A 22,929-nucleotide genomic window follows, 5' to 3' on the forward strand; every position below is an offset into this window, starting at 1 on the left:
CCGTCCGGCAGATCACCCGATCCGCCACCACCGCGGCAACAGATCGCGCACCTCGCGCCGCCGGTAACGATCGTCGATCAGATGCACGACGCCCTCGTCGTGTTCGGTGCGGATAACGCGTCCGGCCGCCTGCACGACCTTCTGCAAACCCGGGTACAGATACATGTAGTCGTATCCGTTGCCGAAACGCGCATCCATCGCGCGCCGCATCTGTTCGTTGACATCGTTGACCTGCGGCAGCCCGAGCGTCGCGATGAACGCGCCGATCAGTCGCTCGCCGACGAGATCCACGCCCTCCGAGAACGCCCCGCCCAGCACGGCGAAGCCGACCCCGCGCCCGCCCGCGTCGAAGCGCGCGAGAAATGCGTCGCGCTCGCTTTCGGCCATGCCGGGCGCCTGGGCCCACACGGGCACGTCCGGGTGGCGCGTCTGCATCAGCGCGACGACGCGCCCGAGATAGTCGAAGCTGCTGAGAAAACCGAGGTAATTGCCGGGCCGCGTCGCATACTGCGCGGCGATCAGGTCCACGATCGGTTCGAGCGAACGGTCGCGGTCGCGCCAGCGCGTCGACACGTGGCTCGCGACGCGCACGGTCAGTTGTTCGGCGCGGAACGGCCCGTCGACGTCGAGCCAGCCCGTGTTGGCCGGCAGTCCGAGCGTGTCACGATAAAAATGAAACGGGCTCAGTGTGCCGGAAAACAGCACGGTCGCGCGCGCGGCTTCGTAACGCGACGCGAGAAAGCCGGCCGGAATCACGTTGCGCACGCACAGCGTCGACTGGATGCGGCGCCGGCGCGCGGCTGGCGCGACGCCGTCGAGCCCGGACTGGCGCGGCAACGGCTCGCCGTGCAGCGTCGCGTCGAAGATCGACGCGCCGTCGAACGCGTCGGCGAGCACACCGAACTGGATCGCCTCGAAATGAAAGCGCAACAGCGCGTCGCCATTCGCACGCGGCGCATCGGTCAGGTGTTCGCCGATCGCCGCGACGAGGTTCTGCACGGCCGTCACGATCGGGCCGGGAATCTCCGGATACGCCGCGTAGCGCTCGGCCTGTGCGCGATTGAGCGTGCCCCACGCGCGCGCGAGCCGGTCGAACGCCTTGCGCAGAGCCGCGGGTGCGGCCTCGCGCGCGGCCGCGAACGCGAACGGGTCGAGCGATGCGCTGTACATCTTGCGGGCGCGATCGAGCAAGTTGTGCGCCTCGTCGACGAGCACGCCGACACGCCACTGGTTCTGCTGCGCGAGCGTATGCAGCATCGCGCTGCCGTCGTAGTAGTAGTTGTAGTCGCCGATCATCATGTCCGACCAGCGCGCAAGCTCCTGCGCGAGGTAGTACGGACAGACGTCGTGTGCGAGGGCCGCCTCGCGCACAGTGTCGCGATCGAGCAGCCCGGTGGCGATCGCCGCGTCGCGCGCCGCCGGCAGCCGGTCGTAGAAGCCTTGCGCGAGCGGGCACGATTCGCCGTGACACGCGCGGTCAGGATGCTCGCACGCCTTGTCGCGCGCGACGAGTTCCAGCACGCGCAGCGGCAGCGCCGGCGTGCCGGCCCCAAGCGTGGTCGCCGCCTCGAGCGCGAGCGCCCGGCCGGGCGTTTTCGCGGTCAGGAAGAACACGTGATCGAGCTCGCCTTCACCGCATGCCTTCAGCAGCGGGAACACCGTGCCGAGCGTCTTGCCGATGCCCGTCGGCGCCTGCGCCATCAGGCAGCGTTCGTCGCGCGCCGCCCGATAGACGGATACGGCCAGCTCGCGCTGACCGCTGCGGAATTGCCCGTGCGGAAACGTCAGCGCACGCAGCGCCGCGTCGCGAGCCGCGCGATGCGCGGTCTCGCGCTCGGCCCAGCCGACGAAGCACGCGCACTGCTCGGCGAAGAACGCGGCGAGCGCGCTTGCGCCGAGCGTCTCCGTCAGCACGGTCTCGCGCTCCGACACGATGTCGAAATACACGAGCGCGACGTCGATTTCCGTGAGGCCGCGTGCGTCGCACATCAGGTGCGCATAGACCTTCGCCTGCGCCCAGTGCAGCGCGCGATGATTGGCCGGCATCGCGTCGAGGCTGCCGCGATAGGTCTTGATCTCCTCGAGCCGGTTCGCGACGGGATCGTAGCCGTCCGCGCGCCCGCGCACGGTCAGCGTGCCCCATGTGCCGGTCAGCGCGATCTCGGTTTCATAGCGTGCGCCGCGCTTCGACGTGACCGCGCCGTGACCGGCGATGCCTTCGAGCGCGGTCGGCGCGGGCGTGAAGCGCAAGTCGAGATCGCCGCGCCGCGCGGTGAACTCGCACATCGCCCGCACCGCGACGACATAGCTCATGCGGACAACCCCGCCGCTTCGTCCTGCCGGACGCCCGCGCCGGCCCATTCGACATCGACGACGCGCACCGGCATGGCATGCGCGATGCAGTATGCGAGCCAGCGCGTCTGGTTGTCCTGCAGCCGGTCGCCTGGGCCCTTCACCTCGATCAGTTCATAGCGCCGCTCGCCGGGCCAGAAACGGACCAGGTCGGGCAGCCCCGAGCGGTTGCCGCGGATATCCGAGAGCAGGCGCGTGAACCACAGCCGCAGGTGCTCGGGCGGCAGGCATGCCAGCGCCTCGTCGAGCAGTTCGTCGGTCAGCACGCCCCAGAACACGAACGGCGATTGCAACCCCATCTTCGTGGCGTAGTGCCGGCGGATCGTGTCGCGGTACGCGCCCGAATCGAGTTGCGCGAAACAGCCGTCGAAGGCGGCGGTGCGGCGTACCGCGAAATCGGGTGCGTGCAGGTCGGCCGGGCCGCGCTGGAACGGATGAAAGAACGCGCCGGGCACGGCCGAGAACACGGGCTCCCAGCACAGCAACCCGAACAACGAATTGATCAGCGTGTTCTCGACGTAGTGAACCGGCGCGTCGGGCCGTGCAAGGTGATCGCGCACCGCGTATTCGACGCTGACGAACGCGTCGGGGCGCGCAAGCACGAGCGTCTCGCGCGGCACGTCAGGCGCGCTGCCCGCGCGTTCAACCCGCAGCCCGAGACGGCGCTGCAGGCGCGGCAGCATCCGCTCGACGCGCTGACGCTCCTCGTCGCTTTCGAAGGCGCTGCGCGCCTCGAGCGCCAGCGCGAGCGCATCGTCGTCGCGTCCGCAGCGTTCGAGCACGCGAATGCGCCGGTGCCGGCTGCCCGGCCACGCGCTGCGCACATACGCGTCCAGCGCGGCGGTCCAGTCGGCGCGGCGCTCGCAGGTCTGCCCGAGCGTGAACAGCAGCTTCGCGCGGCGCGTCGCGAGCCACGGCTGCACGCAGCCGACCGCGTCGATCGCCTGCAGCAGAGCGTCGAACGGCAGGTCGTCGGGCCACGCATCGAGTGCTTCGCGGCAGGTCTGCAGCGCAAGATACGTCTCGATGTCGTCGCGCTGCTGGAACGCGCGAGACGACGGCGCGAACGGCACGCTTTCGTACTGGAACACGCCGAGATCGGCGAGCACGAATTCGCTCCAGTCCTGATGAAGATTGCCGAAGAACATCAGTCGCAGCCGGTCGCACAGTGCGCCGACCGTCACGCGCAGCACGCAATCGTCGGTCTGCGCGCACCAGGCGTCGAGCGGCTGCGCCACGTCGTGCGCGGGCCGCAGCCGTTCGAGCCAGTCGGGCTTGCGCTCGCCCGCGTGCGCGCCGAGCGACGGGAACACCTTCAGGAGATCGGCCTTGGTCGACAGCGCGAACAGTTCGTCGAGCGTGAGCGCGGGCGCCGGATCGACCCAGCCGAGCTCGACGAGTGGCGTGGCCGCGTCGAGCGTGCTGCCGATCTCGTCATACACGAGCTTGCTCGCACGGAAGTCGGACCCGCTGCGCATCAGCATGCGCACGAGCAGCGCGCGCGACACTTTTGGCAACTGTGCGAAATCCCGAAGAAACGCGTGTTCGCGCGCATCGAGCAGGTCGTCGTAACGCTCGCCGAGCCAGGCCAGCGCGCGTTCGAAATTGGTCAGGTAGTAAAACGCCGGGGGCGTCGGCGATGCAGGCGTCACGGGGATCGATCACTGTACGTTTGTACAGGTCGGAATCATATCAAATGTGACGAAAAATGCTGCATGCCGCGGCCCCTTCCGGCCGCCTTTCCGGCGCCGATCCGATCAGAACTGGTAATTCACCGACATGTCGAACACGCCGTTCGTCGACTGCTGCGTGATCGGGCTGCGCCTTGCGCGGCCGACGAGCTGTTCGATCGCGCCGTCCATCGTCACGAACCAGTGCTTGTTGACGAACCAGACCATCGTCACGCCGGCGCCGAACGACTTCATCCCCGCGCCCGACGAATAGGTCGGCAGCCCCGAACGCGCGGACGCACCCGGGTTCACGCCGAACCAGCTGTTCATGTAGCGCGAATCGGCGAACGACACCGTCGGCCCGGCGAACCAGAAGAACTGCTCGTTGCTGCCCGGCATCGGCACGTACGCGGAGAAATCGCCGATCCAGCCGTTCGAGCCGCCGATGCTGCGCCGAACATCGGCGCGCAGCACGAGCGGAAAATCCTTCGAGATCACGTAATCGGCCGCGAGCTTCATCACCGGCGCCGCGTTGATGTTGTCGAGCCCGTTCAGGTGGTCGAGGTCGTCGGCCGAGCGGCGCCCGAGGTCATAGCCCACCGACAGGCTCACGCGCCAGTTGGGCCCGCGCAGCACGTTCGCGCCGAGCCCCTCGCCCGTCGACAGGAAGAACAGGTCGCGATAGCGCACGTCCACATTCGGGCCGCCCATCACGCGGTAGCGATCGGAACCCGCGTAGCGCGGCTGGAGCGTCATCGCCGCGCCGACGCTGACCTGCCACGTCGGAACTGTCGGGCTGAACAGCTTCTGCAGCGGGACGCCTGCCGAGTATTGCCATTCGCCGAGCGGCGAAGGCGTCTGCGCCGACGCGTCGCGGGCATCTGCCGCCGCCAGCACGGCGAAGGCCGACAGGCCGGACACGACCCGGCGGATGCCGGGCGACAACAACGGGCGGGCAACGGTCATCAAGGCGATCTCCGTCGGTTGCATGAAACGAACCTAAGGGAAAGCGCGTCGCATCCCGATCGGCTGGAACGGCAGGCAGCCAACGGCGCGAACGTAGCGTGCGCTGAATTGTCATCATCCTACGCGACGCGCGGCGAAGCCGCAAAGCGCCCGTTGAACACGGGCACTTTGCCGATTTCCGGCATGAACCGGTGCAGGATTGCGGAATCAGAAACGCTCGACGTGATAGTCGCCGGCCAGCGCGGCCGGACTGCGCTTCGCCATCATGCGCGAGAAGCCGTCGGCGAGACGCCCGAGCGCGAGCTGCTTCTGGCTCGCGTCCCAGTGCGTGTAGGTGTCGTAGGCGGTGTCGTCGAACGACACGGTGACCGCGACCGGGCGTCCGCTCGCGCGAAAGCCGATATGCAGCACGCCGCCCGGCAACTCCTCGATGTGATAGCGCAGCGAACGCGACTCGAAATAACGGCCCAGCACTTGGGCGATCGCGCGCTTGTCGGGCGATTGCACGTGAATGTCCATGATGGTCCTCCTTTCAGTGTTCGCTCGGCCGGCCGTGGTTGGCTGTGCCCGCCCGGCATGCGCATCGGCGGCGGCTGCGATGGCGGATCGCCTAGCGGCTGCCCCGGGGGCACGGGCGGATCGAACGGATCGTCGTGCTCGGGCAGCGCCGGGTCGGGATCGACGTCGGGCGTCGGCTCGGGACGGTGCAGCATGGATCGCGTGCTCATGTCACTCCTGCGCGGCGGCTCGCGCGTGTCGATTGGCGTGGCGAGCACGCGCAACGGGTGTGCCTGCCCGGCGGGGCCGCCGCGCATGTGTCGAACCGTTCGCGCACATCACGGAAATCGCCGCTACACACGCTCGCGTCGTAACGTATCCTTTCCCTGGGTTCAATCATCACGATGTCCTCTCGTCCATACCGGCTGCGGGCAGCCCGAATGGTCGCCCGCCCGGCCGCCTCGACGACTGCAAGCGTCATGCCGCCCGCGCCGCGCGGGCACGGCGCTTGCGATCCTCGTACCCGTAAGGAGGTTCGATCATGACCGCATCCGCCCCCGGCAGCCGCAACGCCGTGTCACCGGCTGCCGGCCCGCTCCCGCTGGCCACGTCGCGCAAGCCGTCCGAAGACAAGACGGAGGAACGCATCGACGAAGGGCTCGAGGAGACGTTCCCGGCAAGCGATCCGCCCGCCGTCGGCGGCGCAACCCGCATCGACCCCGCCAGGCCGTCAGGCGAGCGCGAACGTCGCGCGCCCGACGCCCCGCCACCGCCCCGCGATCACGGCTGACGGCGGCACCCGGCCCGCGATGCGCGGCAGCGCGGCAACGGGCCGGCTCAACCGGAGCGAACTGATGAAACGCATTGAACGTGCATGGCACGAAGTCAGCGGTGCCGCGGGCGTCGCGGCGCTGGCCGCGATCGAGAGCGCGCTGGTGCTCGCCATCGTCGTGATGACGGGCGTCGGCCACTGAGCGCAGCGCGCGGCCCGGCCACGGCTGCCGCCGTGGAAGATGTACAACCCGGCTGGCAAATTTCTCCGTGGCACGGCCGCGCAGGTCCGGCACCTGTCGATTGAACGCGGCACGCGTCCTGCTCCCGCATCGTCTCGCTCACGAAGGAGGCGTTCATGTATCGCGTCAATGAAATCATGTCGCGCGACGTGGTGTGCGTCGCGCCCACCGACACGATTCGCCATGCAGCCGAATTGATGCAGCGCTTCGACATCGGCGTGCTGCCGGTGTGCGACGGCACCGGGCTCGTCGCGATCGTGACGGACCGCGACCTTGCGGTACGCGCGCTGTCGCGCGGGCATCCGCCCGATACCCCCGTGAAAGTGGTCGCATCGGCGCCGGTGCAGTGGTGCGTCGAGGACGACGGCGTCGGCGACGTGCAGCAGCGGATGGCCGACATACAACTGCATCGGATGCCGGTGCTCGACGCCAACCACCAGATCGTCGGCATGGTGTCGCTCGGCGACATCGCGACGCGCGCGGGCGGCCCGGCACGCGACGAGTTGGCGAATACGCTCGAGGACGTGTCCCTGCCGCGCCGCCGCTGAGCGCCCCCCATCCGTGCAGCCCGCGCGCCGTATGCGCCGTGCGCTTCGACCAGGAGAAAAGCGATGACAACGGACAGACCGTCGCGCACGCAGGCGCGCATTGTCGGCGACCGCGGCCGTTCGGCCGGCGGGCCGGGGCCGGACGTGATGGCCGCCGGCACGCTGGAAAACGATCGCGTGCTGACGATCGACGGCGACGACATCGGCAAGGTCACGAACATCATGCTCGACGTCCACTCGGGCCGGATCGCGTACGCGGTCGTGTCGTCGGGCGGATTTGCCGGGATCGGCGACAAGCTGCTCGCGGTGCCGTGGAACGTGCTGACGCTCGACGTCGAGCGCCGCTGCTTCGTGCTGCCCGTTCCGACCGAACGGGTGCGCGACGCACCGGGCTTCGAGAAGGACCGCTGGCCGGCGATGGCCGATCCCGCGTGGGCCGAGGCGCTGCACGCGCACTACGGCGCGTCGCCGTACTGGCTGATCGAGGAAGGCGAGACGGCGCTCGACTCGCCGCCATACGAGGCGTCTCCGAACGGCCCGGAGAGCGGCACGCGACGCCACTGACCGACGCGACAGACGCGCGCGGCCGCCGTGCGGATCAGTGCGCGGCCGCGATCGAACGCTCGAGCGCGCGCGCGGCGCGCAGGTGCGCCTTCAGCGTCGACAGCGTGTCTGCCGCGAACGCGCGAAGCTGCGGGTCGTGACCGTTGCGCGCTTCGGCTTCGTAGACCCTGATCGCCGCCTCGTGCGCGTTCGGTCCCGCCAGCGCGATGTAACCCTTGTCGAATGCGTCGCCACGCATGGTTCGCAGGGCCGTCAGCCCAGGATCGACCAGCATGCGCGTCTGCACGGGCAGGCCCTTTTGCGCGCCGAGCCGGCGCAATTCCGCGGCCATGCGAACGTGATCGTCCACCATCCGGCGCGCGAAGGCCTTCACGTCCGGATTCGACGACCGATCGAGCGCGAGCTGGCTCGCCTCCAGCGCCGTCTTGCCGACGATGCCTGCCTTGTCGACGAATTCCGCGTCGATGCCGTTCGGCCGCCGCGTCATGTCCGCCTCGTCGGCGGTCTCGCCGGGACGGACGACGCCCGGCGCGACATGAACGGACGATGCTGGCGGCGCCTGCGCATGCGCCGGCGTGAATGCCGACGCGCAGAACGCGGCGAGCACGCCCGATACGAGCAAGCAGCCATTTCCGGCGAACGGGATCCGCACGATCAGCGGCATGCGCCCGGAGCGCGCCGGCTTGCCGCCCGGGTCGTCGCGCTGCGTGTTGTTCGATCTCTTCATCGCGCCTCCTGGCGGGTGTTGCGGAGGCCGCCGGGCGTCAGCGGTGCCGTCCGGCGGCCGCCACGTCGACGATCACGCTGGCCAGTGTCGGCATGTCGACCGGCTTGCCGAGAAACGCGTCGAAGCCGGCGGCCATCACGCGGTTCCGGTCCGCGCCCGCGTGTGCGGTTACCGCGACGACGGGCAGACGCCCGCCGGCGTTCGGCAAATGGCGGATGTGGTCGAGCAGCCAGAAGCCGTCGCCGTCCGGCATCGCGAGATCGGACAGCACGACGCTCGGGTGCTGCCGCGCGACCACGTCGAGCGCGTCGCGCCCCGATTGCGCGGTCGACACCTGGGCACCCAGCGTTTCGAGCGCCGCCGCAAGACTCTCGCGCGACGTCGCATCGTCGTCGACCACCAGCACGCGCTGGCCGTCGAGCGCCACCGCCGTCGACGCCCCGCTCGGCCGTGAGGGCTGGCCGATCAGATCGTCCGCGCGCCAGTCCACCGGCAGCATGACGGTCACGGTCGTGCCACGCCCGACGCCTTCGCTCGCGGCCGCCACCTCGCCGCCGTGCAGCCGCGCGATGTTGCGCACGATCGACAGGCCGAGCCCGAGGCCGCGTTTCGGCGACGCGGACGCGCCTTCCGGCCGGTTGAACGTATCGAACAGATGCGGCAGGCGATCCGCGGAAATGCCCTGCCCCGTATCGGCGACCGACAGCCGCACGCGCGCGCCGGCCCGGGTCAGCGACACTTTGACGTGGCCGCCCGGCAGCGTGAACTTGATCGCGTTCGACAGCAGGTTCGACAGCACCTGACGAATGCGCTCGCCGTCCGCGTAGATCACGCAGTTGGACATCGCGCACGCGGTCGACAGTTCGAGTCCGTTCGCCTCCGCGCTCGCGTCCAGCTCGCGCACTGCCTCGTTCACGGCGCGCACCAGGTCGACGGGCGTGCGTTCGAGCCGCATCCGGCCCGTCGCGAACGATGACGCGTCGAGCAGGTCGCCGACCATCCGCGACAGCGACCGCGCGCTCCGATCGATCGCGTCGATCGCCTGATGCGCCAGGCCCTGGGCGTCGGCGCTGCGCAGCACCTCGACCCAGCCGTAGATCACGTTCAGCGGCGTGCGCAATTCATGCGACACGGTCGCCAGCAGTTCGTCCTTCAACCGGTTCGATTCGTCGGCCTGCACGCGCGCGTCGCGCACGCCGCGCAGCGAGCGCAGTTCGCGCCGCTCGTCGCGGCGTTCGTGCGCCTCGCGCAGCGTCATCGACAGGCCGGTGCAGTTGCCTTGCGCGTCGACGATCGGCGCTGCCGCGAAGGTCGCGCGAAAGCGGCCACCGTCGCGACGTACACACAGGATGTCGAGTGGGCCGGTGGGCGCGCGCGCGTTCGCGAACGACGCAGGAACGGGATGCAGCCGCAGCCAGCGCGGCGCGATCAACGTCGTGACGTCGTGTCCGATCACCGCCGAGACGTCGATGCCGAAGAGGCGTCGCGCCGCCGGGTTCCAGCTCGTGATCCGCCGTGCGGCATCGACGCCGACGATCGCGTCGGGCGATGCGTCGACCACGCGGCGCAGCAGGATGTCGTCGAGTGCGAGCGGGGCGCGCGCCGGTTCGCGGCTCGCCGGGCGCGCGTCATCGTCTTCGGTATCGTCGGCTCCGCGCAGCCGGTCGTTCGCGAGCAGCGGCTTGACGGCCAGCACGAGCATGCATTCGACGAAACCGATCGCAACGAAGACGCCGGCCCGCGTCAGCAGCGCGAGCAGCGGCACGTCGCGCCACCACAACGCGCCGATCACGGCCGCGCTCGCGGCGGTCGCGGCCAGACCGCCGCCGAACGACGTCAGCCAGGCCGCGGCCGCGACACCGACGTAGAAAGGCAGCGGTGCAAACGGTTCACGCATCCCGACGGCGTGAATCGCCCACACTTGCAGCGCGGACGCCAGCCCGACGGCCAGCACGACCCATGCGCCCTGCCGAAACAGCTCGCGGGTAAAGGTTCTCATCGTTTCCCTGCATCGCCCTGCGACCGTCGCTCGACGATCTGCCCTCGAGTGGACCGGGCGAGCCTACGAGCCTTCGCAACGCGCGTACCCGCCGCATGGCGCGTGGCGACTTCGCGGCAAAGCCGGGGGTTGCACGTACCGTCGCGCCGCCGCTCAGCCGCCGGTCGCGTTTGCCGAGAACGCGATGGCAGGCGTGTTTCGATTTTTCATACCTCGGCTGTAAAAAAGCACCATGGGGCGGCATCGGCAGCCGCCTGTCGGCATCGTGCCCTAGCGATCGCATATTTCTTCCGTCGTCGCACCCGACATTGGAATTTTCTAAATCGCGGCACCTTCCGTGCGGTTTCGCTGTCGATGATAGATATTGCAAAGAAGGGAGTGCGCGGTGCCGATTTTCAAAACGGCCCGCTGAACACCTATGGTCGACTCTGCAAACCGTCCGAAGCCACGCGCCGACGCGCGCCGGCTGTCCGGCCGCTCCGCGGCGATGCGCACGCTGCTCGGCCGTATCGAGAAAATCGCTCCGACCCGCGCCAGCGTGATGATTGCCGGCGAAAGCGGGGTCGGCAAGGATATCGTCGCGCGGCGACTGCACGATCTGAGCGCGCGATGCGACGGACCATTCGTCCCCGTCAACTGCGGCGCGATTCCGGCGGACATCGCCGAAGCGCAATTGTTCGGTCACGAGAAAGGCAGCTTCACCGGCGCGATCGCGCAACGCGAAGGGTTCTTCGAAGCCGCGTTCGGCGGCACGCTGCTGCTCGACGAGATCGCGGAGATGCCCGCGTCGCTGCAGGTGAAGCTGCTGCGCGCGCTCGAATCGAACACGATCGTGCGGGTCGGCGGCACCGAGTCGATTCCACTCGACGTGCGCATCGTGTCGGCGACCCGTCACAATCCCGCCGAAGCCGTGCGCGACGGCCGGCTGCGCGAGGACCTGTTCTACCGTCTCGCCGCGTTCGCGCTGTACGTGCCGCCGCTGCGCCAGCGCAACGGCGACGTCGAGGCGATCGCGCACGAGCTTGTCGATGCGCTCAACGTGCGGCACCACTCGCACAAGCGCCTGACCGACGCGGCGATCGCCGCGCTGCGTGCGTATTCGTGGCCAGGAAACGTGCGCGAGCTGCACAACACGATCGAGCGCGCGTACATCCTCGCGGACGACGGCATCGACGTCGCGCTGCCCAAGCCGACGATGTTGCCCGACCATACGTCGGACGATGCGATGGCGCTACCGCTCGGCGCGACGCTGCACCACGCGCAGCAGCGTTTCATCGCGGCGACGCTACGGCACTTCGACGGCAACAAGCCGCAAGCGGCGAAAGCGCTCGGCATCAGCCTGAAAACGCTCTACAACCGGCTGGCGCTGATGCGCGACGGCGGCCACGGCTGAGCGTCGCCGCGCGCGTGGCGCGCAGCGATCCGGCCCGCATCACGCGATGCAGGTCACGCGACCTTGAACTGCCCGACCGTCGTCGCGAGCGCGTTCGCCTGCGTCTGCAGCGCGGTCGCCGCAGCGGTCGATTGCTCGACGAGCGCCGCGTTCTGCTGCACCATTTCGTCGAGCTGCGTGACCGCGCGGTTCACCTCCTGGATGCCGCGCGTCTGCTCGTTCGCCGCGTGCGTGATCTCGGAGATGATCGTCGTCACATTGGCGACGTTCGACACGATTTCACGCATCGTGTCGCCGGCCTGGCGCACCTGTCCCGACCCGGCCGACACGCTCGCCACCGTCGACTCGACCAGCACTTTCACCTCGCGCGCGGCCTGCGCGCTGCGTTGCGCGAGACTGCGCACTTCCTGCGCGACGACCGCGAAACCGCGCCCTTGCTCGCCGGCACGCGCGGCTTCCACCGCCGCGTTCAGCGCGAGGATGTTGGTCTGGAACGCGATCCCGTCGATCACGCCGATGATGTCGCCGATCCGGCCCGACGCTTCCTCGATCTTCCCCATCGTCGACACCACGTCCGACACGACCACGCCGCCGTGCGACGCGATGCGCGACGCGGCGGCCGCCCGTTCGTCGGCCTGGCTGGCAGCGGCCGCCGACTGGCCGACCGTCGCGGTGATCTCTTCCATCGATGCAGCCGTTTCCTCGAGGCTCGCCGCCGCCGATTCGGTCCGCGACGACAGGTCCTGGTTGCCCGCCGCGATTTCGTTCGCGGCCGTGCGCACCGATTCGCTCGCGTCGCGGATCTGCCGCATCACGTCGTTCAGTTTGTCGACGAAGCTGTTGAACGAGCGCGCGATGTCGGCGACTTCGTCGCGGCCTTCCGCCGGCAGGCGCTGCGTCAGGTCGCCGGTGCCCGAGCCGATCGACGCCATCGCCTGGCGCACCTGCGACAGCCGGCGGAACGCGGTTGCCGTGATCGCGCCGACGATCAGCGACGCGACGCCCACGATCACCACCAGCGTGATCAGCGACGCGGTCAGCAGCGAGCGCATCCCTGCCGTCGCTTCCGATTTGTCGAGCAGGACCAGCGCGTACCAGTCGGTGCCCGGCACGGCCTGCGCGCGCACCAGCTTCGCGTCGCCCCCCACGTGCACTTCGACCGGCGCGGCGGCCGCGGCGAGCGACGCGGCGCCCATGCCGCCGAGATCAGGCGACACGTCGGCGACCGGCTTCAGCGTGAGCTTCGCGTCCGGATGCGCGACGACGTGGCCGCTGCTGTCGATCAACATCCCGAAGCTCGCGGGCGTCGGGTGGATCGACTTCACGTTCGCGATCACGCTGTCCATCGCGACGTCGGCCGCGACGACACCCTTCAGCGCGCCGTCGCGCAGGATCGGAACCGCGAACGTGACGACCAGGTTGCCGGTTCCCGCATCGACGTACGGCGGCGTGACGACCGGCTTGCCGGCCTGTGCGGCCTGCTTGTACCACGGGCGGCCGGTCGGATCGTAGTCGGGCGGGATGCCGGTGGGGTCGGAGAAACGGAACGTCTTGTCCGCATAGCCCGCGTACACATTCGTGAAGCCGCCGGCCGCGGCCATCTGCTTGAACACCGGCAGCGGATCGGGCGACAGCGCGGCGTCCTGCAGCGACGCGATCATCCGGCTTCGGGTCGCGACCCAGTCGCCGATGCCGACCACGTGGCCGCTGGCGACGGATCTCAAGTTTCGGTCGATCGCATCGTCGTTGTACGTGCGTGCGATGAAGTAATTGATCAGCGTGGTGGCGACGAGCGCGAATACGACGATGGCGACGCACGCTGCAAGAATGCGGGTGCGGAGGGACGAGAGCATGGCAACGACTCGGTAAGGGAGCGCGAACGCCCGGTGGACGAATTCACCGGGTAAACGGCATTCGCGCCGCGAACTTGAGGCCGTTGTGTCGATTCGATGAAACGTATGACGAAAAACGCCGGCGGCCGCGGGGGCGTTGGGGGCGCGCTTGCGCGCAGCGGTTGCCGATACGGCATGCCTGCGCGTCGGCGTCGGTCGGCAGTCGGCCGCGGTCCCGGCGTCAGTGGCGCTGGCCGCGGCGGGCCTCCTTACAAACGCCGACTGGTACTCGTATCCGGCTCCCGGTTCGGCGTACTGGCTGGCGTGTCGCGCTCGAGTTCGTCCTGTCTGCGCATCCGTTCGCGCAGGTGGCGGATCGCGAACACGTGGATGTAGTCGTGCACGCGGGCATCGGACGACAACGCCCGCACTTCGTCGTCGAGCATCGTGCGCAACTGGTCGGCGCCGATCGCGCGCTCTTCGGCGACGGCCTTCAAAGCATCAAGCAGATTGTCCTGTGACATCGACGAGCTCCTGACGGTCGAGGAACGAAAGGAAAATGACACTACCGGAAGATTAGAGACTGGAAAGCCGCCCGGCGTACGATGCGCCGAAGCGTGTTTGCGCGCGATCAACGGCACGTCGCGTGCCGCCGCGCCGATCCGTCGCTGGATCGGCTCGTGCGCTGGATTCGCGGCGCGCGTGGCCGGCGAATGACTGGAAGGATTGCCCACGCCCCCCGAGGCGCGGCACCGCCGATCGCGCGTACGACGAACCGTCGCGCGACGCCGATGCAACGGGAAACTTAGACCGGCCGAAATCCCGCGTCAAGCGATGATCACCGGCCGCGATTCGTCTGTTCGAATGCACCGGATCGGGGTGCCGCACATCGCGTGACGGCCCGCCTTGCGCCACCGCAACCGATCGTCGGCCCTGCGTGTCAGCGGATTCCGATACCGCGCGCGCAATGTCTGACAGCGACTTCAGCCCGCGCCGATTGGCAACGCGGCCTGGCCGGCGGATACTGACATCATGAACAAAGCGTTCATACCCGGTCATCGCTCAGCCGGCCATCGAGCCGGCACGCGGGGTCGGGCGCAGGAGACCATCATGGCCCATCGCAACTTCCCGGCGCGGGACGGACAGCGGCGCACGCGCATGCTGTTCGCGACTGCCGCGCCGGTCGCAATCCGCCCGCCCGACGATCTCGACGCGTTGCTCGCGCTCGCGCGCGAATCGGGCTTGCTCGTCACGCTCGACGGGCAGATCGGCCGCGAGAAATACCAGAGTGTCGCGGGGTCGGTGCTCGCGCTGCAGCGCTTCGCCGCCGCCCTCTGCGCGCGGGCCGGCGCCGACGCACCGGTCGTCGTGAGGCCGCGCCGAAAGACGCGCCCCGGCTGGCCACGGTTGCGCAATCGCATGCCGGGCGGACGAGGACGGCTGCATGGCGTGCGCCGGCGCGCACGCGTATGCCGCGGCGCCCGCAGCCGGCACGACCTGCGAGCGCCTCACCGCGTGTAAAAGCCGAAAGAAGCCGAACGCAGCCGATGCGGCACGGGGGCAGCGCGATGGAGACGAAGGCTGTCACGCCAATCGGCAACGACCGCTGCGCGCCAGCACATCGCGTGTCGCCACACGCCGTTCCGCACGGCGGCATCGAGCAAAACAATACCTGCGAGGAAAGTAGTTTGCACGGGGCCAGGAAGCGGACGGGGTGAAAATCACCCCGTCCGTCGTTCCAAGGCAGCCGTCGGCTGCCTACCCTCGCGCCAGAGAGTTCGTGATCGGCTGATGCGCCACGCGCTGCGTGGCACGAGCCCGGAAATCGCTTGAAGCGCGAACAACGGCGTCGGATATGCGCCCGTTCGCGCGGTTCTGCACCCGACGTGTCGAATCGCCGCGTCGCACACGGACGACGCGCAACCCGCCGCCCCGGACGTTCTGTCACCATCTCATGCGAGGCGCACGGCGATTCTGATCCAGATCAACGAAAGTCCGCTTCGCCACCATTGCGTCGCGATTTTCACTCCGCGCCGCGTACGAGCAGCACCGGCACCTGCGCGAGATGCGCGATCCGGCGCGCCACGCTGCCGATCAGCCAGGCCGCAATGCCGCGCCGGCCGTGCGTGCCGACCACCAGCAATTCCGCATGCCAGTGCACCGCGTCGCGCATCAGCGCATGGGCGACGTCGTCGCTGGTCGGCCGCGTTTCGACAATGCCGCGCTTGGTCGGGTTCCCCGTTGCATGGAACAGCGGGCCGATCCGCGCCAGCGCATCCTCGCCCTCCGCGCGATACGCATCCTCGAGCGCGCGCACCGGCACGAGATCCGTCAGACGAACCGCGCGATCGACGACATAGGCCGCATACAGCAGCGTCGTCGGCGCCGCGAAGCCGAGCCCGACGCGCACTGCATGCAGCGACGGCTCGCTGCCGTCCACGGCGAACATCAGGCGCTGCAGCGGTCCTTCCGACGGCCGCGTGTAGTTGGCGGGTACGATCAGCAGCGCGCAGCGTGCGCGCGAGGCCAGCGTGTCGGACACCGCGCCCTCGACGAGCCGCAACAGTCCGTGGTGCGGATTGGCGCCGACCACGAGCACGTCGGCGTGCGATGCCGACGTGTCGTTCGCGAGTGCATCAGCCACCGTGCCGCCCGTGACCGACGTATCGATGATCACCTGTTCGATCTCCGCGCCGCTCCCGGCGAACAGTGCCGCGATGCGCTCGAGCGTGGCCTGCGCTTCGCGCGTCATCTCCTCGCGCGCCGAGGTCAGCAGCGCGTCGACGCGCGGAATGTCGGGCAGCACGAGACGCGGATTGTCGATCGCGCAGACGATGCGCACCTGCATGCCGGGACGCAGCAGCGTGCGCATGTAGCGCGCGGCGGCCAGCGACTCCGGCGTCAGGTCGACGGCCAGCGAAATTCGAGCGAGCGGCGGGATGGTCGGGCTGGATTGCATGGCGAAGGTCTCCTGGCGGACGCGTCGTCGCGGACGACGACCGGAGCTTCGCGCGGGCGGCTGCGCGCGGCGGACGAACGGCCGACGCGGTCGCAGGGAACGGCGGACGGCCACGCGAAGCGTGGACAAGCGATTCAAACAGCATATGTCGTCCGGCCCCCACGTGCATGATCGCGATCAATACGCGTGCGGGCCGCGATGCGCCGCCGGGCGCGTTCGGCGCGCGGCGCGGCGACTTTTGCCCGGTTTGCTTACGACTTCGTCGACGCGGGCGCGCCCGCGCGGTTCGCATAGAACACCGCGTATGCGATGCCGAGCAGCACGATCCACGCCGGGCCGATCACGAGCGCCACACGCGTGTCCGGCGTGAATGCCATCAGCACGACGACCAGCGCGAGAAACCCGAGCGCAATGAACGAGCCGAGCGGATAGAACGGCACGCGGATCGGCAGGCGCGCGATCCTGTCGGCCGACAGCGTGCGGCGAAAGCGCATCTGCGCGATCAGGATCACGCACCACCTCCAGATCGCACCGAACGTCGACACCGACGTCAGCCACGTGAACACCTGCTGCGGCGCCAGATAGTTGAGCAGCACGCCGATCAGCAGCAGCGCGACCGACACGGCGACGCCGTACACCGGCACACCGTTGCGGTTCACGCGACCGAGGCTCGCCGGCGCCTGGCCCTGCTGCGCGAAAGTGTGAAATCGGAGGCGAAATCGGGATGTGCGCGGAATCCCGCGCACGATTTATTTCGACAATGTCGCCCGCACCGTATATTCGCCTGCGAGCGCCGTATGCTCGGGCCGCACGAAATACCTCGATGAATCGAGATCGGCCGGCAGCGGCTCGACCGGATAGCCGTGCTTCTCCCACGCGTCGAGCCCGCCCTTCAGCGCCTTGATGTTGTGAAGCATCTTCTTGCGCTGCATCTTCGCGATCAGACGCTTCGCCGTTGCCTCGTTCGGGCACACGCAATACACGACGATCGGCCGCTTCAGCAGCTCCGGATCCAGCAGGTCCGGCGAATCGAGATCGACCGGCACCGCGCCGGCGATCCGATACGGCTCGCGTTCGCGAATCGCGCGCGGCCGCGCATCGAAGATCAGCGGCGGCTCGTTCGATGTCATCATTTCGACGAGCTGCGGCGGGGAGATGCGCACCTGCGCGAGGTAGCGCCGGAACTGCACGCGGCGCACCCAGCGGTAGAGCAGGAACGTGATGAAGATCGCGAGAAACGCGTCGAGGATCGTACCGCCGCTCGCGCGCACCCACAGCACGAACTGCACGATCTGGTCATGCACGGCCGCGCCGCCGATGAGCCAGAACGCAGCCCACAGCGACGCACCGGCCAGATCCCAGAACAGGAACACGCCGATGCCGATCGCGGTCGTGCCGAGCAGCGGCGCCGACACGAGGCCGAGGCCCGGCAGGAATTTGGAGAGGACGAGCAGCGGCGCGCCGTATCTTTCGAATACATTACGCGCGAAGCGCAGCGTCGTGTCGAGCGACAGCGAGAATCGCACGAGGCCGTTCAGCAAGCGACGGCCGCGCGTGCGGCCCATGAAGAACCACAGCGAATCGGCAAGCATCGTCGCGCCGATCGCCGCCGCGAACATGCTTGTCCAGGACGCCTGCCCCATCGCCGCCATCGTACCGCCGAGAATCAGCATCGGCACGGCCGGCACCGGCACGCCGAGCTGCGTGATCAGTACGCTCGCGAACACGGCCCACGGGCCGAGCGACGAGGGAATCGCAATGGGAAAGTGCCACACGGCGGCGCTCCTGAAAGACATGCTGACCGTGCCACGGGGGAGGCCGTCGATACGGCTGACAGCGATCGCCGCGGCACGTCCGCGGCCGATCCTGCACAGTCGTGCATTCTAAACGGGTTTGGCCGGGACCGCGCGGAACAGCTACGGTTGGAGGCGGCCGCCGCGTTCACGCGTCGGGGCGCTGCGCAAGCCCCGCCACGTATTCCGCGTATTCGGGGAACGTGGCGGCCAGTACCGTCGCGTCCGCGAGTTCGAATTCCGCGAACTCGAACCCTGGTGCGACCGTGCAGCCGACGAGCGCGACGTGCTCCGGCGACGCGCAGCGCGCGCCGAACCAGCGCCCGGCCGGCACGACCGCCTGGAATACGGTGCCGGGATGCGTAAGCGGGTTGCCGAGCCGGTGGATCGTCAGCCCCTCGTGCTCGTCGAGCACCCACACTTCGAGCGGATCGCCCGCGTAGAAGTGCCAGACCTCGTCGGAACGGATCCGGTGCCACGACGAATACGCGCCGTCGCACAACAGGTAATAGATTGCGGTCGACGCCGCGCGTGGCGCGCCGTCGGCCGGACGCACGACCGTGTCGGCCGCACGGTAGGTTTCCCGGAAATAGCCGCCCTCGGGGTGCGGCTGCAGATCGAACTGGTGAATCAGGTCGGCGGCGGAAATCGGCATGGCAGATGACGTCGGTGAAGGATTGAACCGGGCACGCGACGCACGGCCCGACCAATCGGGAACCCCACCGGCCGACGTCGCGTGCCGCTGCGTCGATCGCCGCGGCCATGCACGCGGCGACTGGATCGCGCGCCGAACGCGGCGCGCGACGATGAAGCGAACACCGGGCGATGCTGCCAGAAGTGCGGGACGCGACGCAACCGGCGCTACGCGATCACACCGTAGCGACGCAGCGGCGCAAGATATCGGCGGCACGTCGATCGATGCAGCGGACGCACCGCCGCACCCGCCGTCACACCGCCGTCACACTGCCATCCGCGCGACAGCCGCCTGCCCGCCGCTCACGGCGCGACGCCGCACCGCGTCGTCACGCAGTCGGCGCCGCGGCCTGCTCGTCGTGGCGCACCAGCAGCACGGGCCGATCGGCCGCGCGCAGCAGCGATTCCGCGACGCTGCCGAGCAGCAGCCGGCGCAGGCCGTGCCGCCCGCTCGTGCCCATCACGATCAGATCGGCGCCGGCCTCGGCCGCCGTGCGCATCAGCACCGCGGCGATGTCCTCCCCGTAGGCGTCGAGCGCGCGCACGGTGCCCGGCACGTGCCGCTGCGCGAGGGCCGCCTTCGCATCGTCGAGCACGAGCGTCGCCGCTTCGGCTGCCGCCGCGTCGCCGTCGTGTTCGGCCGCGAAGCCCGCATCGACGTCGACGAGCTGCGGCCGGTGCTCGACGACAAACGCGCACGTGACCTCGCCGCCGGATGCCGCCGCGATCCGGATCGCCTCGTTCAGCGCGAGACGCGCACTCGGGCCCCCATCGAGCCCGACGAAAATCCGCTTGTACATGGTCCGCCCTCCGACCGGAAGCCCGTCGCCCATCGCGCGAACGACGCCCCCGTCATCGCAAGCCGGCCCGATGCCGGCTCGCCTGCCGAACAGTCTGCCCCACGTGCGGACACACCGGTTGACGCGTGTCAATCGCGGCCGGAACGCCCGCTGCACCGCCTGGCTATCTCATTTTTAACTGACCCTATTACAAAAAACGTGTAAAACGCGCACAATTTCATCTTGAAAATAGATGCCGCACGCGGCCGGTGCGATTTTTCCCGGTTATACCGCGCCGCCCGAGTGCCACGGGCGGCCCCGACACCAGAATGGCCATCGAATGACCGCCAGTGGAACCCCGCCGCGTGACGCCCGAGGGCCCACGCGCTTCCAGACCATGTTACGCCAGCCGCTCGCGGCTGGCGTCGTTGCGCTGTTCGCGGGCGCGGCGCTGTCGCTCGGCGTTGCGCTGCTCGTTCGCGAGCAGTGGCAAGGCGCCGTCCATACGCGCTTCGAACGACGCACGACGCACGTGACGGCGATGCTGCGCCACGAGCTGCAAGCCGCCGTCGCCGTGCTCGAAAGCACGCGCGGCGCGTTCGCGCTCGCGCCACAGATGACGCCCGAGCAATGGCGCCGGTATGCCGACACACTCGAGCTCGACAGCGGGCGTTCGCCGATCCGGCAGTTCGGCTATGCGCCGCTGTCGCCCGCGGCGCGCAGCGCCCTCGCCGGCCACGCGCCGATGCCGGCCGGCCCGCTCGCGGTGGCGACGCTCGGCGCGCCCGCGTCGAGCTCGGCCGGCGTGCGCTTCGGTGCGCCGGATCAGGCCCCCCTCTCGCGCGCGCTGCAGACCGGCGATGTCGCACTCGGCATCCATTCGGCCGACGACGACACATCCCGCGATGCGCGCACCCTCACGCTGTTCCTGCCCGCCACGGCTTCACCGCGCCCGACCGCCGCACAGTCCGGCGCCCGTGAAACCGGCGCCGACGGCGTGCTGTTCGCGCAGGTGAGCCCGAATCGCCTGATCGAGCGCGCGCTCGACGCGGAGCGCGGGCTCGACCTGAGGATGAGCGCCGGCGACGATCCTCGGCCGATCGCGAGCGCCGAGACGACGACCGACGAGGCTTTGGCATCGCCCGACCTGATGCGGCGCAGCGACCAGCTGAATTTCGGCGGGACCGTCCTGACGCTCGCCTATTCCGCAGACGGCCGCCCGAGCGCGACCGGCGCGCAGCGCGCGGCGGGCACGGTGCTCGCCGCAGGGCTGATCGCGTCGTTCGCGTTCGCGGCACTCGTCCATGCGTTGCTGCGCGGCCGCGCCGGCACCGCGGATACGGGCGCCAGCAGCCGCGGCATCCTGAACGAGGCGCGGATGATGGGCATCATCCGTTCGTCGATGGAAGCGATCATCACGATCGACGAGAAGCAGACGGTCGTGATCTTCAACCCGATGGCCGAACAGGTATTCGGCGTATCGGCGATGGAGGCGATCGGCGCGCCGCTGTCGCGCTTCATCCCCGAGCGGTTTCGTGCCGCGCATGCGAAGCACGTCGACCAGTTCGGCGTGACGGGCGTGTCCGAGCGGCAAATGGGCCGTCAGCGCGTACTGTTCGGGCTGCGCGGCAACGGCGAGGAATTCCCGATCGAGGCGTCGATCTCGCAGATCCGCGACGCGTCGGGCAAGCTCTACACGGTGATGCTGCGCGACATCACCGAACGGCAGCGCGCCGAGAATGCGCTGAAGCAGTCGCGCGAAGAACTGCGCGAACTGTCGGCCAATCTGCAGAACGTGCGCGAAGAGGAAAAGACCCGCATCGCGCGCGAACTGCACGACGACCTCGGGCAGCAGCTCACCGCGCTGAAGATGGACCTGTCGGTCATCGAGCAGCAACTGCGCACGCCGAACCGTGCGCAACCCGACGACGACGTGCTGTCGCAACTGCAGGGCATGCGCCGGCTGATCGACGCGACCGTCGCGTCGGTGCGGCGCATCGCAGCCGATCTGCGCCCCGTGATGCTCGACGATCTCGGCCTCGTGCCCGCAATCGAGTGGCTGGCGAACGACTTCACGAACCGCTACGGCATCGACGTCGAACGCCACATCGAAACGGGCGGGCTCACGTTCACCAGCACCGGGGCGACCACGCTGTTCCGGATCGTCCAGGAAGCGCTGACGAACGTCGCGCGCCATGCGGATGCGACGCGCGTCGCGCTGCGGCTCGACATCGAGGAAGGCTTCTGCGTGCTGCGCGTCGCGGACAACGGCCGCGGCGCGGCACCGGGCGGCACCGCCCACGAGGACAAGTCGTTCGGCCTGATCGGCATTCGCGAACGCGCACACATGCTGGGTGGCAGCGTGACGATCGATACCGCGCTCGCACGCGGCTTCTCGATCACGGTCGCGTTCCCGCTAGGCACCGTTCAACAGGAAACCACCCTCACATGATCAAGGTGCTCATCGCCGACGACCATACGCTCGTGCGCGACGGTCTGCGGCACATTCTCCAGAACGCCACCGCATTCGAAGTCGCCGGCGAAGCGTGCGACGGGCCGTCGACGATCGCGCTGATTCGTTCGACGCCCGCGCAGGTGCTGGTGCTCGACCTTTCGATGCCGGGCCGCAACGGCGTCGAGCTGATCAAGCAGATCAAGGACGAGAAGCCCGCGCTGCGCGTGCTCGTGCTGACCATGCACGCGGAACAGCAATACGCGGTGCGCGCGTTCCGCGCCGGCGCGTCGGGCTACCTGACCAAGGAAAGCGCGAGCGCCGAACTGGTCGGCGCCGTGACCAAGGTTGCAGCGGGCGGCGTCTACGTGAGTCTCGCGATGGCCGAGCAGTTCGCGCAGAGCCTGAACGAACCGGCCGAGACGCTGCCGCACCAGCGGCTGTCCGATCGCGAGTTCGACGTGTTCCGCCGGATCGCCGCCGGACAGACACTGACCGAGATCGCGCAGGCGCTGTGCGTGAGCGCGAAGACGGTCAGCACGTACAAGACCCGGATTCTGGAAAAGATGCAGATGCCGCACGAAGCGGCGCTGGTCCGCTACGCGATCCGGCACAAGCTGCTCGACGAAGCGGACGACGTCTAGGCGCACCGTGCCGGCCGCGCGGCGTGCGGGCCAGCCGGACGTCGCAC

At 69.0% G+C, this 22,929-nt stretch carries 18 protein-coding genes and 2 pseudogenes; 7 read left to right on the forward strand and 13 right to left on the reverse strand.

The window, feature by feature from the left end:
* Positions 1-12: 12 nt before the first annotated feature.
* The 4 genes from BTE28158_RS09085 to BTE28158_RS09100 all read right to left on the reverse strand — a co-directional run bounded on the left by BTE28158_RS09085 (position 13) and on the right by BTE28158_RS09100 (position 5,507).
* A complete protein-coding gene (locus BTE28158_RS09085) occupies positions 13-2,313 on the reverse strand; it encodes an ATP-dependent DNA helicase (RefSeq protein ID WP_151047902.1) in 2,301 nt (766 codons plus the stop codon).
* Complete coding sequence (locus BTE28158_RS09090; RefSeq protein ID WP_151047901.1) at positions 2,310-4,004, reverse strand: VRR-NUC domain-containing protein; 1,695 nt, start codon at positions 4,002-4,004, stop codon at positions 2,310-2,312. The genes BTE28158_RS09085 and BTE28158_RS09090 overlap by 4 nt, the downstream gene beginning before the upstream one ends.
* 105 nt (positions 4,005-4,109) lie before the next feature.
* Entirely contained in the window at positions 4,110-4,988 is an 879-nt protein-coding gene (locus tag BTE28158_RS09095; RefSeq protein ID WP_151047900.1) for a MipA/OmpV family protein, read from the reverse strand.
* Between the two features lie 207 nt (positions 4,989-5,195).
* Positions 5,196-5,507, reverse strand: coding sequence for an ATP-binding protein (locus BTE28158_RS09100; protein WP_044843100.1), 312 nt, complete (start codon positions 5,505-5,507; stop codon positions 5,196-5,198).
* Between the two features lie 520 nt (positions 5,508-6,027).
* Between BTE28158_RS09100 and BTE28158_RS09105 the strand changes: the two genes are divergently transcribed.
* The 3 genes from BTE28158_RS09105 to BTE28158_RS09115 all read left to right on the forward strand — a co-directional run bounded on the left by BTE28158_RS09105 (position 6,028) and on the right by BTE28158_RS09115 (position 7,611).
* Positions 6,028-6,276, forward strand: a complete 249-nt coding sequence (locus tag BTE28158_RS09105) for a hypothetical protein (RefSeq protein WP_124900792.1) — start codon at positions 6,028-6,030, stop codon at positions 6,274-6,276.
* A 339-nt stretch (positions 6,277-6,615) separates the two neighbouring features.
* Positions 6,616-7,047: a CBS domain-containing protein gene (locus tag BTE28158_RS09110; protein WP_124623976.1), complete on the forward strand. Its 432-nt coding sequence runs from the start codon at positions 6,616-6,618 to the stop codon at positions 7,045-7,047.
* A gap of 63 nt (positions 7,048-7,110) precedes the next feature.
* A complete protein-coding gene (locus tag BTE28158_RS09115; protein ID WP_151047898.1) occupies positions 7,111-7,611 on the forward strand; it encodes a PRC-barrel domain-containing protein in 501 nt (166 codons plus the stop codon).
* A 34-nt stretch (positions 7,612-7,645) separates the two neighbouring features.
* Here BTE28158_RS09115 and BTE28158_RS09120 read toward each other — a convergent pair whose 3' ends face one another.
* Positions 7,646-8,275: a DUF4142 domain-containing protein gene (locus BTE28158_RS09120; protein WP_151047940.1), complete on the reverse strand. Its 630-nt coding sequence runs from the start codon at positions 8,273-8,275 to the stop codon at positions 7,646-7,648.
* Between the two features lie 100 nt (positions 8,276-8,375).
* A complete protein-coding gene (locus BTE28158_RS09125) occupies positions 8,376-10,337 on the reverse strand; it encodes a hybrid sensor histidine kinase/response regulator (RefSeq protein WP_151047897.1) in 1,962 nt (653 codons plus the stop codon).
* Positions 10,338-10,691: 354 nt separating this feature from the next.
* Here BTE28158_RS09125 and BTE28158_RS09130 point away from each other — a divergent pair.
* Positions 10,692-11,730, forward strand: a pseudogene (locus BTE28158_RS09130) (sigma-54 interaction domain-containing protein).
* Positions 11,731-11,783: 53 nt separating this feature from the next.
* Here BTE28158_RS09130 and BTE28158_RS09135 read toward each other — a convergent pair.
* Positions 11,784-13,583, reverse strand: coding sequence for a methyl-accepting chemotaxis protein (locus tag BTE28158_RS09135; RefSeq protein WP_151047896.1), 1,800 nt, complete (start codon positions 13,581-13,583; stop codon positions 11,784-11,786).
* 248 nt (positions 13,584-13,831) lie between these two features.
* The gene (locus tag BTE28158_RS09140) at positions 13,832-14,086 is read right to left on the reverse strand and encodes a DUF3562 domain-containing protein (protein ID WP_059599439.1); all 255 of its coding nucleotides are present in this window, start codon (positions 14,084-14,086) and stop codon (positions 13,832-13,834) included.
* Positions 14,087-14,672: 586 nt separating this feature from the next.
* On the opposite strand from BTE28158_RS09140, the gene BTE28158_RS09145 reads away from it, so the two are divergent.
* Positions 14,673-15,083 (forward strand): hypothetical protein, encoded by a 411-nt coding sequence (locus tag BTE28158_RS09145; protein WP_124900788.1) that lies wholly within the window; start codon positions 14,673-14,675, stop codon positions 15,081-15,083.
* Between the two features lie 502 nt (positions 15,084-15,585).
* Here the strand turns inward: BTE28158_RS09145 and BTE28158_RS09150 are convergent.
* From BTE28158_RS09150 to BTE28158_RS09170, 5 genes and pseudogenes are all read right to left on the reverse strand, one after another.
* Positions 15,586-16,521, reverse strand: coding sequence for a universal stress protein (locus BTE28158_RS09150; protein ID WP_124623959.1), 936 nt, complete (start codon positions 16,519-16,521; stop codon positions 15,586-15,588).
* 251 nt (positions 16,522-16,772) lie between these two features.
* Positions 16,773-17,225: pseudogene (locus BTE28158_RS09155) on the reverse strand (amino acid permease); the annotation flags it as partial.
* Positions 17,226-17,270: 45 nt separating this feature from the next.
* Positions 17,271-18,296: a DedA family protein/thiosulfate sulfurtransferase GlpE gene (locus tag BTE28158_RS09160; protein ID WP_059599472.1), complete on the reverse strand. Its 1,026-nt coding sequence runs from the start codon at positions 18,294-18,296 to the stop codon at positions 17,271-17,273.
* A 166-nt stretch (positions 18,297-18,462) separates the two neighbouring features.
* Positions 18,463-18,969, reverse strand: coding sequence for a cupin domain-containing protein (locus BTE28158_RS09165; protein WP_151047895.1), 507 nt, complete (start codon positions 18,967-18,969; stop codon positions 18,463-18,465).
* A 367-nt stretch (positions 18,970-19,336) separates the two neighbouring features.
* The gene (locus BTE28158_RS09170) at positions 19,337-19,807 is read right to left on the reverse strand and encodes a universal stress protein (protein WP_124623954.1); all 471 of its coding nucleotides are present in this window, start codon (positions 19,805-19,807) and stop codon (positions 19,337-19,339) included.
* 319 nt (positions 19,808-20,126) lie between these two features.
* Between BTE28158_RS09170 and BTE28158_RS09175 the strand changes: the two genes are divergently transcribed.
* Together BTE28158_RS09175 and BTE28158_RS09180 are read left to right on the forward strand one after the other, a co-directional pair.
* Entirely contained in the window at positions 20,127-22,238 is a 2,112-nt protein-coding gene (locus BTE28158_RS09175; protein WP_174919816.1) for a PAS domain-containing sensor histidine kinase, read from the forward strand.
* Positions 22,235-22,882, forward strand: a complete 648-nt coding sequence (locus tag BTE28158_RS09180; RefSeq protein WP_059599433.1) for a response regulator — start codon at positions 22,235-22,237, stop codon at positions 22,880-22,882. Before BTE28158_RS09175 ends, BTE28158_RS09180 begins: the two co-directional genes overlap by 4 nt.
* The last annotated feature ends 47 nt before the right edge of the window (positions 22,883-22,929 follow it).

This window comes from Burkholderia diffusa, from assembly GCF_902499115.1.
Classification (GTDB): Bacteria; Pseudomonadota; Gammaproteobacteria; order Burkholderiales; family Burkholderiaceae; genus Burkholderia; species Burkholderia diffusa.

What these genes read in the sequence shown, in the direction of transcription:
- BTE28158_RS09180 (WP_059599433.1), top strand. Translation starts at nt 22,235, where the DNA reads ATGATCAAGGTGCTCATCGCCGACGACCATACGCTCGTGCGCGACGGT.
- BTE28158_RS09145 (WP_124900788.1), top strand. Translation starts at nt 14,673, where the DNA reads ATGGCCCATCGCAACTTCCCGGCGCGGGACGGACAGCGGCGCACGCGC.
- BTE28158_RS09125 (WP_151047897.1), bottom strand. Translation starts at nt 10,337, where the DNA reads ATGAGAACCTTTACCCGCGAGCTGTTTCGGCAGGGCGCATGGGTCGTG.
- BTE28158_RS09110 (WP_124623976.1), top strand. Translation starts at nt 6,616, where the DNA reads ATGTATCGCGTCAATGAAATCATGTCGCGCGACGTGGTGTGCGTCGCG.
- BTE28158_RS09165 (WP_151047895.1), bottom strand. Translation starts at nt 18,969, where the DNA reads ATGCCGATTTCCGCCGCCGACCTGATTCACCAGTTCGATCTGCAGCCG.
- BTE28158_RS09170 (WP_124623954.1), bottom strand. Translation starts at nt 19,807, where the DNA reads ATGTACAAGCGGATTTTCGTCGGGCTCGATGGGGGCCCGAGTGCGCGT.
- BTE28158_RS09115 (WP_151047898.1), top strand. Translation starts at nt 7,111, where the DNA reads ATGACAACGGACAGACCGTCGCGCACGCAGGCGCGCATTGTCGGCGAC.
- BTE28158_RS09085 (WP_151047902.1), bottom strand. Translation starts at nt 2,313, where the DNA reads ATGAGCTATGTCGTCGCGGTGCGGGCGATGTGCGAGTTCACCGCGCGG.
- BTE28158_RS09175 (WP_174919816.1), top strand. Translation starts at nt 20,127, where the DNA reads ATGACCGCCAGTGGAACCCCGCCGCGTGACGCCCGAGGGCCCACGCGC.
- BTE28158_RS09135 (WP_151047896.1), bottom strand. Translation starts at nt 13,583, where the DNA reads ATGCTCTCGTCCCTCCGCACCCGCATTCTTGCAGCGTGCGTCGCCATC.
- BTE28158_RS09095 (WP_151047900.1), bottom strand. Translation starts at nt 4,988, where the DNA reads ATGACCGTTGCCCGCCCGTTGTTGTCGCCCGGCATCCGCCGGGTCGTG.
- BTE28158_RS09120 (WP_151047940.1), bottom strand. Translation starts at nt 8,275, where the DNA reads ATGCCGCTGATCGTGCGGATCCCGTTCGCCGGAAATGGCTGCTTGCTC.
- BTE28158_RS09150 (WP_124623959.1), bottom strand. Translation starts at nt 16,521, where the DNA reads ATGCAATCCAGCCCGACCATCCCGCCGCTCGCTCGAATTTCGCTGGCC.
- BTE28158_RS09140 (WP_059599439.1), bottom strand. Translation starts at nt 14,086, where the DNA reads ATGTCACAGGACAATCTGCTTGATGCTTTGAAGGCCGTCGCCGAAGAG.
- BTE28158_RS09105 (WP_124900792.1), top strand. Translation starts at nt 6,028, where the DNA reads ATGACCGCATCCGCCCCCGGCAGCCGCAACGCCGTGTCACCGGCTGCC.
- BTE28158_RS09100 (WP_044843100.1), bottom strand. Translation starts at nt 5,507, where the DNA reads ATGGACATTCACGTGCAATCGCCCGACAAGCGCGCGATCGCCCAAGTG.